The sequence below is a fragment of the Kitasatospora sp. NPDC086009 genome (assembly GCF_044540385.1).
Taxonomy (GTDB): domain Bacteria; phylum Actinomycetota; class Actinomycetes; order Streptomycetales; family Streptomycetaceae; genus Kitasatospora.
The window spans coordinates 148,924-161,078 of the sequence record NZ_JBITSA010000002.1 but is presented as its reverse complement, the minus strand read 5'-3'; the positions used below and the strand labels follow the sequence as shown (position 1 = coordinate 161,078).

General features: G+C 71.7%; 14 protein-coding genes. 2 read left to right on the top strand and 12 right to left on the bottom strand.

The annotated features are described in order from the left end of the window. Positions 1 to 117 precede the first annotated feature (117 nt). From ACIF6L_RS06370 to leuA, 4 genes are all read right to left on the bottom strand, one after another. The gene (locus ACIF6L_RS06370; protein ID WP_329487567.1) at positions 118 to 963 is read right to left on the bottom strand and encodes an isoprenyl transferase; all 846 of its coding nucleotides are present in this window, start codon (positions 961 to 963) and stop codon (positions 118 to 120) included. A gap of 4 nt (positions 964 to 967) precedes the next feature. Further along, positions 968 to 1,714 (bottom strand): DNA repair protein RecO, encoded by a 747-nt coding sequence (recO, locus tag ACIF6L_RS06365; RefSeq protein WP_329487568.1) that lies wholly within the window; start codon positions 1,712 to 1,714, stop codon positions 968 to 970. Between the two features lie 276 nt (positions 1,715 to 1,990). Beyond that, on the bottom strand, positions 1,991 to 2,677 hold the full coding sequence (locus ACIF6L_RS06360) for a TerB family tellurite resistance protein (RefSeq protein WP_329487569.1): 687 nt from the start codon (positions 2,675 to 2,677) through the stop codon (positions 1,991 to 1,993). 249 nt (positions 2,678 to 2,926) lie between these two features. Next, on the bottom strand, positions 2,927 to 4,723 hold the full coding sequence (gene leuA / locus ACIF6L_RS06355) for a 2-isopropylmalate synthase (RefSeq protein ID WP_329487570.1): 1,797 nt from the start codon (positions 4,721 to 4,723) through the stop codon (positions 2,927 to 2,929). 332 nt (positions 4,724 to 5,055) lie between these two features. Between leuA and ACIF6L_RS06350 the strand changes: the two genes are divergently transcribed. Both ACIF6L_RS06350 and ACIF6L_RS06345 read left to right on the top strand, forming a co-directional pair. Continuing rightward, on the top strand, positions 5,056 to 6,075 hold the full coding sequence (locus ACIF6L_RS06350; RefSeq protein ID WP_396487026.1) for a M4 family metallopeptidase: 1,020 nt from the start codon (positions 5,056 to 5,058) through the stop codon (positions 6,073 to 6,075). A 114-nt stretch (positions 6,076 to 6,189) separates the two neighbouring features. Further along, on the top strand, positions 6,190 to 6,456 hold the full coding sequence (locus tag ACIF6L_RS06345; RefSeq protein WP_329487572.1) for a protealysin inhibitor emfourin: 267 nt from the start codon (positions 6,190 to 6,192) through the stop codon (positions 6,454 to 6,456). A 63-nt stretch (positions 6,457 to 6,519) separates the two neighbouring features. Here ACIF6L_RS06345 and era read toward each other — a convergent pair whose 3' ends face one another. The 8 genes from era to ACIF6L_RS06305 all read right to left on the bottom strand — a co-directional run bounded on the left by era (position 6,520) and on the right by ACIF6L_RS06305 (position 12,153). Continuing rightward, on the bottom strand, positions 6,520 to 7,449 hold the full coding sequence (era, locus tag ACIF6L_RS06340) for a GTPase Era (RefSeq protein ID WP_329487573.1): 930 nt from the start codon (positions 7,447 to 7,449) through the stop codon (positions 6,520 to 6,522). A gap of 50 nt (positions 7,450 to 7,499) precedes the next feature. Beyond that, positions 7,500 to 7,661 (bottom strand): hypothetical protein, encoded by a 162-nt coding sequence (locus tag ACIF6L_RS06335; protein ID WP_329487576.1) that lies wholly within the window; start codon positions 7,659 to 7,661, stop codon positions 7,500 to 7,502. 148 nt (positions 7,662 to 7,809) lie between these two features. Then, positions 7,810 to 8,163 carry a cytidine deaminase gene (locus ACIF6L_RS06330; RefSeq protein ID WP_329487578.1) on the bottom strand — a complete coding sequence of 118 codons (354 nt, stop codon included), beginning with the start codon at positions 8,161 to 8,163 and terminating at the stop codon, positions 7,810 to 7,812. Positions 8,164 to 8,251: 88 nt separating this feature from the next. Further along, positions 8,252 to 8,833, bottom strand: a complete 582-nt coding sequence (locus ACIF6L_RS06325; RefSeq protein WP_396487027.1) for a DUF4383 domain-containing protein — start codon at positions 8,831 to 8,833, stop codon at positions 8,252 to 8,254. Between the two features lie 63 nt (positions 8,834 to 8,896). Continuing rightward, positions 8,897 to 9,133 carry a hypothetical protein gene (locus ACIF6L_RS06320; protein ID WP_329487580.1) on the bottom strand — a complete coding sequence of 79 codons (237 nt, stop codon included), beginning with the start codon at positions 9,131 to 9,133 and terminating at the stop codon, positions 8,897 to 8,899. A 32-nt stretch (positions 9,134 to 9,165) separates the two neighbouring features. Beyond that, a complete protein-coding gene (locus ACIF6L_RS06315; RefSeq protein ID WP_329487581.1) occupies positions 9,166 to 10,491 on the bottom strand; it encodes a hemolysin family protein in 1,326 nt (441 codons plus the stop codon). A 19-nt stretch (positions 10,492 to 10,510) separates the two neighbouring features. Further along, the gene (gene ybeY, locus ACIF6L_RS06310; protein ID WP_329487582.1) at positions 10,511 to 11,005 is read right to left on the bottom strand and encodes an rRNA maturation RNase YbeY; all 495 of its coding nucleotides are present in this window, start codon (positions 11,003 to 11,005) and stop codon (positions 10,511 to 10,513) included. A 14-nt stretch (positions 11,006 to 11,019) separates the two neighbouring features. Further along, positions 11,020 to 12,153: a PhoH family protein gene (locus ACIF6L_RS06305; RefSeq protein WP_396487028.1), complete on the bottom strand. Its 1,134-nt coding sequence runs from the start codon at positions 12,151 to 12,153 to the stop codon at positions 11,020 to 11,022. Positions 12,154 to 12,155 lie beyond the last annotated feature (2 nt).

The following is a 12,155-nucleotide window of genomic DNA, read 5'->3' as shown; positions in this document are numbered from 1 at the left end:
CTACCCGCACATGGGCTGAGTGCCCCGCCGACGCCCGGTCCCGCAGCCGGGTGTCCCCGCGGGGGGGGGGGGGGCCCCCCCCCCCCCGCCCCCCCCCCCCCCCCCCCCCACGGCGGCTCAGCGCTGCGCGGGGACCTCCGCGGCCTCGCCGGGGGCGACCTCGTTGGGGATCGCCCCGCCGAAGCGGCGGTCGCGCCGCGCGTACTGCTCGCAGGCCCGCCAGAGGTCCCGGCGGTCGAAGTCCGGCCAGAGCACGTCCTGGAACACGAACTCCGCGTACGCCGACTGCCAGAGCAGGAAGTTGGACGTCCGCTGCTCGCCGCTCGGGCGCAGGAAGAGGTCCACGTCCGGCATGTCCGGGTGGTAGAGGTACTTGGCGATGGTCTTCTCGTTGACCTTCTTCGGGTCCAGCCGGCCCGCCGCGACATCGGCCGCGATGGCCGCCATGGCGTCCGCGATCTCCGCCCGGCCGCCGTAGTTGACGCACATGTAGAGCGTGACGGCGTCGTTCTCCCTGGTCTGCTCCTCGGCGACCTTGAGCTCCTGGACGACGCTCTTCCACAGCTTGGGCATCCGGCCGGCCCAGCGGACCCGCACGCCCATCGCGTCCATCTCGTCACGGCGGCGGTGGATGACGTCCCGGTTGAAGTTCATCAGGAACTTCACCTCGTCGGGCGAGCGCTTCCAGTTCTCGGTGGAGAACGCGTACAGCGAGATGTTCTTCACACCGAGCTCGATCGCGCCCTTGAGCACGTCCAGCACCACGGACTCGCCGACCTTGTGGCCCTCCGTGCGCGGCAGCCCGCGCTCCTTGGCCCAGCGCCCGTTCCCGTCCATCACGATCGCGACGTGGTTGGGGACCAGCTCGCCGGGGATCTTCGGGGGCTGTGCGCCGCTGGGGTGCGGGGTCGGGGGGAGGTACTCCCTTTGCTTGCCACCGCCGAAGAGCCGTCGCGCTGCCATGTGCTCACTTCTCCACGTATCTCATCGAGCGGATGCCCCGCTCCAGGTGCCACTGCAGATAGGCCGCGACCAGGCCGCTGCCCTCCCGCCAGTACCTCGGCTCGCAGGTGTCGGCCGTCCGCCAGTCCCCTGACAGCAGCGCCCCGAGCAGTACCAGTGTCTCAGGGGAGGGTACGGCACAACCGGGGACTCGGCAGTCTCCGCACAGCACGCCGCCCGCCTGGAGCGAGAAGAACCGGTTCGGGCCCTCGAGGCCGCACTTGGCGCAGTCGGTGAAGCTCGCGCCGTACCCGTTGACGGCCAGCGAGCGGAGCAGGAAGGCGTCCATCACCAGGTGCGACTCGTGCACCCCGGCCGCCAGCGTCCGCAGGCCGCCGACCAGCAGCAGGTACTGCTGGACGGCCGGCTCGCCCTCGTTCTCGGCGAACCGCTCCGCCGTCTCCAGCATCGCCGTCCCCGCGGTGTAGCGGCCGTAGTCGGTGACGATCGAGCCGCCGTACGGGGCGATCGTCTCCACCTGGGTGCAGAGCGGCAGCCCGCGCCCCACCAGCTCGCTCCCCCGGCTGAAGAACTGCACGTCCACGTGCGAGAACGGCTCCAGCCGGGCGCCGAACTTGGACTTGGTCTTGCGCACCCCGCGGGCCACCGCGCGCACCTTGCCGTGCTGGCGGGTGAGCATGGTGATGATCCGGTCGGCCTCGCCGAGCTTCTGCGCCCGGAGCACCACGCCGTCGTCCCGGAACAGGCTCATGCGGCGGCCTCGCGGCCGGCGTCGAACAGTGTGGACATCCCACCATTGTCCCCCACCGGCCGACCTCCGGGCGGCAGCCGTGTGGCCCGCACCGGGGCCGTGGGGGAGACCCGATCGGTGCGGGGCACGGCGGGCCCGGGGTGGGGCGCCGCCCGGCCGGGGGGCCGGGGGGCGGTTCGGGCCCGGTTCGTGGGGGTCCCGGGGGCGGCCGTCCGGGGTCCGCGTGGTGCGACGGCCGAGGTCCTTCCCGCGTGGCCGGGACGTGGCCCGCGCGGCCTAGTACGAGGCGCGGGTGGCCGCCTCCAGCAGCGCCCCGACCCTCGCCTGCGGCAGGTCCAGGCAGCGCCCCACGGCGGCCAGCGCCTCCCGCTCCTGGGGCAGGTAGCGCCCGTCGGCCAGCGCGATCGCCGCCCCCTGCAGCAGCAGCCGCTCCCGGCCGTGGTGGGCCAGGTGCGGGGCGAGCGGTTCGAGCACCGCGTGCAGTTCCACCGCCAGCGCGCCGGCGTCCCCGAGTCCGGAGGACGCCTCCAGGTCGTGGGCGTCCCGGAGTTCGCCGCCGAGCCCGGAGAGCGCGGCCAGCGCGGCGAGCACCTGGGCCTCGCCGCAGTCGTCGAAACCGGCCTCCCGGACGGCCGCGCAGGCCGCCTCGCGGGCCGCCCGGTGCGCCGTCCCGCCGGCCGCCAGCAGCGCGAGGGCGACGGTGTACTGCGCGTCGCGCAGCATCCCGCCGAGGCGCACGCAGGTGGGCTGGTCCAGGCTCTCCACGCCGTAGCGGCCGTGGCAGGTGGTGCACTGCACGCTCCGGACGACCGGGCCGAGCGGCAGCACCGCCGCGCCCAGCAACCGCAGCCACCGCCGGCCGTGCTGCCGGCGGTAGTTGCGGTCCCCGCCGCAGCCTGGACAGAAGAAGTCACCGAGAACGTCAGTCCGCCACCGCGGGCGAACACCCCACAACCCTGTCACGGCGCCACTCCCCAGACATGGCAGGCGGCCTGCACAACAATGGGCAGGTCACGCGACCGGACCCCGAGGCCGTCCCACCGACCCGGATTTCCGGTGGGTCGATGTTGCCATGGTTACCGGCACGTGTCAGTACCTCGAACGGCTTCCGGGCCGAAAAAATGTGGCGCAGGCCACAGCCGCCCACCCGGGACCGCCGACCACGACGGCGGGCCGCCCCGGAGGACGGCCCGCCACTACCACTCGTACGAACTACCCGCGCTGCGCCCGGTTGACGGCGCTGATCATCGCCTTCAGCGAGGCCAGCACCGTGTTGCCGTCGATGCCCACGCCCCACAGCACCTTGCCGTCCACGGCGCACTCGACGTACGCGGCGGCCTGGGCGTCGCCGCCCTCGCTCAGCGCGTGCTCCGCGTAGTCCAGCACCCGGACGTCCACCCCGATCCGGCCCAGCGCGTCGGCGAAGGCGGAGACCGGGCCGTTGCCGGTACCGGCCAGGGTGACCGGCGCGCCCTCGACCACGGCCTGGGCGGTCAGCGCGTCCCGGCCGTCCTCGGTGGTCAGGCTGCGCGAGCCGCTCAGCGAGATCCGGCCCCACGGGTTGTCGGTGGTCGGCAGGTACTCGTCCTGGAAGACCGCCCAGATCGCCGCCGGGGTGACCTCGCCGCCCTCGGCGTCGGTCTTGGCCTGGATGATCCGGGAGAACTCGATCTGCATCCGGCGCGGCAGGTCCAGCTTGTGGTCGTTCTTCAGGACGTAGGCGACGCCGCCCTTGCCGGACTGGCTGTTGACCCGGATGACCGCCTCGTAGGTGCGGCCGACGTCCTTCGGGTCGATCGGCAGGTACGGCACACCCCAGGTGTGCTCGCCCACCGGCACGCCGGCCGCCTTCGCGTCGGCCTCCAGGGCGTCGAACCCCTTCTTGATCGCGTCCTGGTGCGAGCCGGAGAAGGAGGTGTACACCAGGTCGCCGGCGTACGGGTGGCGCGGGTGCACCTCCATCTGGTTGCAGTACTCGGCGGTGCGGCGCACCTCGTCGATGTCGGAGAAGTCGATCTGCGGGTCGATGCCCTGCGAGAACAGGTTCATGCCCAGGGTCACCAGGTCGACGTTGCCGGTCCGCTCGCCCTGGCCGAACAGGCAGCCCTCGATGCGGTCGGCGCCGGCCATGTAGGCCAGCTCGGCGGAGGCGACGGCGGTGCCGCGGTCGTTGTGCGGGTGCACCGACAGGCAGACGTGCTCGCGGCGGGACAGGTTGCGCGACATCCACTCGAACTGGTCGGCCTGGACGTTCGGGGTGGCCCGCTCGATGGTGGCCGGCAGGTTCAGGATGATCTCGCGGCCCTCGCCCGGCTGCCAGACGTCCATCACCGCCTCGCAGACCTCCAGGGCGAAGTCCAGCTCGGTGTCGACGAAGATCTCCGGCGAGTACTGGTAGCCGAAGACGGTGTCGTCGCCCAGCAGCTTCTCGGCGTACTCCATCACCAGCCGGGTGCCGTCGGTGGCGATCGCCTTGGTGGCCGCCCGGTCGTTGCGGAACACCACCCGGCGGAACAGCGGCGCGGTCGCGTTGTACAGGTGCACGGTCGCCCGCGGCGCGCCGACCAGCGACTCGACGGTCTTCTCGATCAGCTCCTCGCGGGCCTGGGTCAGCACCGAGATGGTGACGTCCTCCGGGATCGCCCCCTCCTCGATCAGCGACCGTACGAAGGCGTGGTCGGTGGCGCCGGAGGAGGGGAAGCCGACCTCGATCTCCTTGTAGCCCATGCCGACCAGCAGGTCGAACATCTTGCGCTTGCGGGCCGGGGACATCGGGTCGATCAGCGCCTGGTTGCCGTCCCGCAGGTCGGTGGAGAGCCAGCGCGGCGCCTTGGTGATGACCTTCGACGGCCAGCTGCGGTCCGGCAGGTCGACCGTGCCGAACGGCAGGTAGCGGCCGTGGCGCATGCCGGCGCCCCGCTGGCGCACGGTCGCGGCGGTGATCGGCGTCGGACGGTCGACGAACGCGCGACCGGCGGGGATGGACGCGGCGGAGCTCTGCTCGGTCATGGAGGTGACTCTCGGCTTCCTGTGATGCGGGGCTTGTCGGGGTGAGATGGACACCCGACCGGCCGGCCTGCTGCCGCGCACGACCCCTCGGTGGGCCGCAGTATTGCAACGCGCACAGCACAGTCCCCGCGGCGAGGGAGCCGGCCCTGGTGGACTACAGGCCCTCGACGCGGCAGCTAAGAAGAAGCAGCCCGTTGCGCATGATGTCGTCCAGCGTAACCGAGGAGCACGCGCCCCCGAAGTGAGCCGGGCGGACATTCCACCCCTTGAGACGGCGCCCGATTCCGTCCACGCCGGTGACAACAGGTCACGAATGCCTCACTCTTGGCCACATGACCGCCGAACCGCCGCTCTGCGCGATCGTTCCGCCGTACGTCCTGGACCGCCTCGCCGAGGCCGGTCACGAGCCCGCCGCCCGCTCCCTCGCCCTGGATGCCGCGCACCGCACGGCCCGCCTCACCGCCACTGCGCCGCAGCCCGGCGGCACCCGCCTGGAGCGGGTGATCTGCGACGCCGGACACAGCGAACGGCTGCCCGGCCGCACCGTCCGCCGGGAGGACCAGGGGCCCGTCCCTGACCAGTCCGTCAACCACGCCTACGACGGCCTCGGCGACACCTTCGCCCTCTTCGCCGACGCCTTCGGCCGCCGTTCGATCGACGACCAGGGTCTGCGGCTGGACGCCACCGTGCACTACGGCCGCGACTACGACAACGCCTTCTGGGACGGCCGGCGGATGGTCTTCGGCGACGGCGACGGCGAGGTGTTCGGCGACTTCACCGCCTGCGTCGACGTGATCGGCCACGAACTCACCCACGGCGTCACCCAGTTCACCGCCGCACTGGAGTACCGGGGCCAGCCCGGCGCGCTCAACGAGTCCGTCTCCGACGTGTTCGGCTCGCTCGTGAAGCAGTACGCGCTGCGCCAGGACGCCGGCGAAGCGGACTGGCTGATCGGCGCCGGCCTGCTCGCCCCGGGCGTGCAGGGGGTGGCACTGCGCTCGATGGAGGCGCCCGGGACCGCGTACGACGACCCCCGGCTCGGCAAGGACCCGCAGCCGGCCCATCTGCGCGACTACGTCCGCACCGCCCAGGACAACGGCGGCGTGCACATCAACTCCGGCATCCCGAACCACGCCTTCTACCTGCTGGCCACCGCGCTCGGCGGGCCGGCCTGGGAGCGGGCGGGGCGGATCTGGTACGACGCGCTGACCGGCCGGCAGCTGCCCGGGGACGCCGACTTCGCGGCCTTCGCCCGGGCCACCGTGGCGGCCGCCCGGGCCCGCTACCCCGAGCCCGCGGTGGGCGACACCGTGACGGCGGCCTGGGCGAAGGTCGGGGTCAGTACGGCCTGAGCCGCCCGACCGCGGTCGAGCCCGACTTGAGCGGTCATAAGGTTTAAGAGCGCATAAGGTCAAGGTCCTGGAAAAGCCCGGCAAACGCCATCCCTGCGTAGCACCATGGACACCATGCGTATCCAGGTGACCCGGACCGGCGGCCTCGCGGGGAACGTCCGCCGCGCGGAGCTCGACACCACCGCGCGGACGGACGCCCCGCACGTGCACGCGCTCGCCCGCGAGGCCGTCGCGGGCGGGCTGCGGGCGCCCTCCTACGGGGTGCCGGACGGCTTCCACTACGAGATCACCGTCGACGGCCGGACGGTGCACTGCGCCGACCCGAAGCTCACCGAGTCGCAACGGGAGCTGGTCTCGCTGGTGCTGCGCGAGGGCGCCTAGGGGACGGCGCAGGGCCCGTCCGGACGCGGTCGTCCGGACGGGCCCTGCTCGGTGCGGGCGGGCTCAGAAGCCCAGCTTGCGCAGCTGCTTCGGGTCGCGCTGCCAGTCCTTGGCGACCTTGACGTGCAGGTCCAGGTAGACCGGCGTGCCGAGCAGCGCCTCGATGTGCTTGCGGGCGGTGGTGCCGACGTGCTTCAACCGGGCGCCCTTGGCCCCGATCACGATGGCCTTCTGGCTCTGCCGCTCGATGTAGACGTTCGCGTGGATGTCCAGCAGCGGCCGGTCCGCCGGGCGGTCCTCGCGCGGGATCATCTCCTCGACGACCACGGCCAGCGAGTGCGGGAGCTCGTCCCGGACGCCCTCCAGGGCGGCCTCCCGGATCAGCTCGGCGACCATGATCACCTCGGGCTCGTCGGTGAGGTCGCCGTCCGGGTAGAGCGGCATGCCCTCCGGGAGCAGCTTGGTGATCAGCTCGGCGACCAGCTCGACCTGCTTGTCACCGACCGCCGAGACCGGGATGATCTCGGCCCACTCGATGCCCAGCTCGGCACCGAGCTGGTGGACGGCGATCAGCTGCTCGGCCAGCCGCTTGGAGTCGACCAGGTCGGTCTTGGTGACGATGGCCACCTTGGGGGTCTTCTTGATGTCGGCGAGTTCCTTGGCGATGAACTTGTCGCCGGGGCCGAGCTTCTGGTCGGCGGGCAGGCAGAAGCCGATCACGTCGACCTCGGCCCAGGTGGAGCGGACGAGGTCGTTCAGCCGCTCGCCGAGCAGGGTGCGCGGCTTGTGCAGACCGGGGGTGTCGACCAGCACGAGCTGGGCGTCCGGGCGGTGCACGATGCCGCGCACGGTGTGCCGGGTGGTCTGCGGACGGTCGGAGGTGATCGCGACCTTCGTCCCCACCAGGGCGTTGGTCAGGGTCGACTTGCCCGCGTTGGGCCGGCCGACGAAGCACGCGAAGCCGGAGCGGTACGAGGAGGAAGGGGCACTCATGGGCCCCATTCTCCCTGATCACCGGGCGCCCGGCGGACAGCCCGCCCCCGTCAGCCCTTTTTGCCGCCCAGAACGGCGGAGATCCCGCTGATCAGGACGATGAGGAGGAAGGCGACGGAGCCCCAGAGCCAGAACGGCGACCCGGTCTCCTGCCACTTGCCCATCCCCATGACGCCCAGCAGCAGGCCCGCGAAGAACGCGAACGGTCCCATGCCCCCAGCCCCCTCACCGCGACCTGCTCACCATCTGTACCGGTGAGATTATCTGCGGATCCTGGAGGGCCGGGCGCCCGGGCTGCCCCGGGCGCCCCGAGCCGTCCCCCGGCGGCCTCGGCGGGCCCCGGTACGCCGTCGACGCGCCTCAGCGCGCCTCGGCCGCCACCTTCAGCGCCCCGTCCGGTCCGGCGAGCAGCACCGGCGTCCCGGCCCCGCCGAGGTCCCGCACCGCGGCCAGATCGGCCTCGGCCGGCTCCCCGGCCTCGCTCACCACGGCGGCCGCCTCCAGCGACCTGGCGCCGCTGGCCACCGCCATCGCCACCGCCGTCTGCAGCGCGCTGAGCCGCAGCGACTCCAGCGCGACCGTGCCCGCCACGTAGGTGCGCCCGGTCTCGTCACGCACCGCGGCCCCCTCCGCGACGCCGTTGCGGGCGCGCGCGGAGCGGGCCAGGGTGATGATCTTCTTGTCTTCGGGATCCAGCTCGACGATGTCACTCATGGCGCCGAGCATAGGGCGCCCCGCCGACCGGCCGTCCGCGCCCTGCGACGCGGACGGCCGGTCGGTCGCCTCAGCGGCCTCAGCGGCCTCAGTGGCCGATCGGATTGGGCGGCCCGGGCCGCATGACCTTGACGAAGGTCTTCGGACCGTTCGGCAGCGGCTCCTCCTCGGCAGACCGCTTGCGCCAGTACGGGTTGTCGTGCGGCAGATGGCTGCTGACCCTGCCGTACATCCCGAAGGTCACCACGACCAGTCCGAAGATGAACGCGAACAGCACGTTGGACATCCGGAAGTTGAGGATGTTGGCGTCCGGCCGGCCGAGCACCGTCAGCCCGTAGAAACCGGAGAGCACGAAGAGGATGCCGACCACCATGTTGAGGTTGGCGGCGAAGTTCCCGCCGATCACCGCGCCGGCCACCAGGACCGCGCCCATCACGATGGAGAGGATGCTCAGCGCTCCGTTGGTCGACATCCCGGCGATGTCGTCGCCCTCGGTGGACAGGAAGCCGGGATGGTCCGCCAGCCCGAGGATGCCGAACACGATCAGGAAGATCCCGCCGAGTCCCGCCCCGGTCCGCCAGACCAGGAGCAGCCGGTGGTCGACCGGCAGTTCGTCTTGCACCTTCATGGTGACCTCCACCATGGCGACGTCGAAACGGCCTTCGTTCACGCTACTCCGACCGCGGAGCGGGCGCACGGCCTGGCTTCCAGGGGGCGGTACCCCCGCATGTGCCTAGCTGTAGGGGTGGCTCCCCTGCATGTGCGGCACCTCGTGCATGTACAGCGAGCCGCACTGCTGACAGCAGCGCAGCCCGGTGCCCCACTCCTGGTCCGGCCGGGTCTCGGCGTCGGTGTCCATCGTGCGGCCGCAGAGGGCCGCCGCGGGTTCGGCGGCCCGGACGACGTGCCAGGTCTTCGCCCCGGCCGACCGACCCTGCGGGCCGTACTCCGCACGCAGTAGATGAGTCATGACGCCATCGTCGCCCCGCGGCCGCCCGAACGCTACTCGCCGGACTCCTGGAGGGCCTCGGCCGAGACCCGGACCGGGATCGCGACCATCGAACCGATCCGGTTGCGGCGGCCGGCCGAGCTCTCCGCGGTCAGCCGGATCGCGGTCAGGTCGGTGGCCGCGTCCTCGGGCAGCGGGATCTCGCAGGACGAGCCCGGGATCGGCACCCGGCCGAGGTGCTTGGCGAGCAGGCCGCCGACGGTCTCGACGTCCTCGTCCTCCAGCTCGATCCCGAACAGCTCGCCGAGGTCCTCGACCAGCAGCCGGGCGGTGATCCGGTACGAGCCGTCACCGAGGTCCTCGACCGGCGCGATCTCCCGGTCGTACTCGTCGGTGATCTCGCCGACGATCTCCTCCAGGATGTCCTCGATGGTGACCAGTCCGGCCGTGCCGCCGTACTCGTCGATCACGATCGCCACGTGCGAGCGGCGCTGCTGCATCTCGCGCAGCAGGTCGCCGGCCGGCTTGGAGTCCGGGACGAAGACGGCCGGCCGCATCACCGCGCCGACCTCCTCGGACTCGGCCTCCCGGTTGATGTGGGTGCGCCGCACGAGGTCCTTGAGGTAGACGATGCCGACCACGTCGTCCTCGTTGTCGCCGACCACCGGGATCCGCGAGAAGCCCGAGCGCAGCGCCAGGGTCAGCGCCTGACGGACGGTCTTGTGACGCTCGATCATCACCAGGTCGGTGCGCGGCACCATCACCTCGCGGACGATGGTGTCGCCCAGCTCGAAGACCGAGTGCACCATCCGGCGCTCCTCGTCCTCGATCAGGTCGTCCTTCTCGGCGAGGTCCACCAGGGCGCGCAGCTCCGCCTCGGAGGCGAACGGCCCCTCGCGGTAGCCCTTGCCCGGGGTCAGCGCGTTGCCGAGCAGGATCAGCAGCCGCGGGATCGGGCCGAGCACGCCCGCCAGCGGCAGCAGCACGAAGGAGGCCGCTGTGGAGGTGGTCAGCGGGTGCTGGCGCCCGATCGTGCGGGGCGAGACGCCGACCGCCACGAAGGAGACCAGCACCATCACGCCGAACGCCAGCAGCACGGCCTGCCAGGTGGAGTCCAGGCTCCGCACGCAGACCACGGTGACCAGGACCGCCGCCGCCATCTCGCTGGCCACCCGGATCAGGGTGGCCAGGTTGAGGTAGCGGATCGGGTCGGAGGCCAGCGCCAGCAGCCGGGCCGAGCCCCGCCGGCCGGCCCGGACGGCCTCCTCCGCGCGGAACCGGGAGACCCGGGAGATACCCGCCTCGGCGCAGGCCGCCAGCCAGCCGAGGACGACCAGCAGCACGGCGCCGAGGATGAAACTCGTACTCTCACCACTCACAGGGGTTCGGGCTCCGCGCTCAGTGGGTGGTGGGGGCCGGGGAGATCCCGCCCAGGCCGCGGCCGGCCCGCCAGCCGTCGAGGATGGCCTTCTGGAGGCCGAACATCTCCTCCTCCTCGTCCGGCTCCTCGTGGTCGTACCCGAGCACGTGGAGCACCCCGTGGACGGTGAGCAGCTGCAGCTCCTCGTCCATCGAGTGCTTGGACGGAGCCGCCTTGCCCTGCTGCTCGGCCACCTCGGGGCAGAGCACGATGTCGCCGAGCAGGCCCTGCGGCAGCTCCTCGCCCTCCTTGCCGGGACGCAGCTCGTCCATCGGGAAGGACATCACGTCGGTCGGGCCGGGGAGGTCCATCCACTGGATGTGCAGCTCCTCCATCGCCGCACCGTCCACCAGGATCACGGACAGTTCTGACTGCGGGTGGATCCGCATCTTGTCCAGCGCGTAGCGGGCGACGTCGAGGATGGACTCCTCGTCGGCGTCCCAACCGGACTCATTGGCGATGTCGATCGACATGACGGGCTGGTTACTCAGCTTTCGGTGCGATGGGACTGTCGGGGTGCGCGCGGTGCGGTCGTCTTGCCGGGGCGCCGCTGGCCGGGCTTGCGGGCCGACGGAGCGTTCTCCTCGGCCTCCTGCCGGGCGTCCCAGCGCTCGTAGGCGTCCACGATCCGGCCGACCAGCTTGTGACGGACCACGTCGGTGCTGGTGAGCACGGAGAAGTGGATGTCGGGCACGTCGACCAGGATCTCCTGGACGACCTTGAGGCCGCTGCGGGTGCCGCCCGGGAGGTCGATCTGGCTGGTGTCGCCGGTGACGACCACCCGGGAGTTGAACCCGAGGCGGGTGAGGAACATCTTCATCTGCTCGGGCGAGGTGTTCTGGGCCTCGTCGAGGATGATGAAGGCGTCGTTGAGGGTCCGGCCGCGCATGTAGGCGAGCGGGGCGACCTCGATGGTGCCGGCCGCCATCAGGCGCGGGATGGAGTCCGGGTCCATCATGTCGTGCAGCGCGTCGTAGAGCGGGCGCAGGTACGGGTCGATCTTGTCGAAGAGGGTGCCGGGCAGGAAGCCCAGCCGCTCCCCCGCCTCGACCGCCGGACGGGTCAGGATGATCCGGTTGACCTCCTTGGCCTGGAGGGCCTGGACGGCCTTGGCCATCGCGAGGTAGGTCTTGCCGGTACCGGCCGGGCCGAGCCCGAAGACGATGGTGTGCTTGTCGATCGCGTCGACGTAGCGCTGCTGGTTGAGCGTCTTGGGGCGGATGGTGCGGCCCCGGTTGGACAGGATGTTCGCGGTGAACACCTGCGACGGCGCCGGGCTGTCCGGGTCGTCGACGGCGCTCCGGAGCATGGCGATGGAGCGCTCCACGGCGTCCTCCGTGAGGGGTTGGCCGGTGCGCAGCACCAGCATCATCTCGTCGAAGAGCTGCTTGACGAGGGCGACCTCGGCGCGCTCTCCGGTGGCGGTCACCTCGTTGCCGCGGACGTGGATGTCCGCGGCGGGGAAGCCTCGCTCGATCACCCTCAGCAGCGAGTCCGCGGTGCCGAGCAGGGTGACCATCGGGTGCTTCTCGGGGATGACGATCCGGGCGCTGGTACGGCCCTCGTCGGCCGGTTCGGGGCGCGGCTGTCCGTTCGTACGGGTCTGCGATGTGTCACTCATAG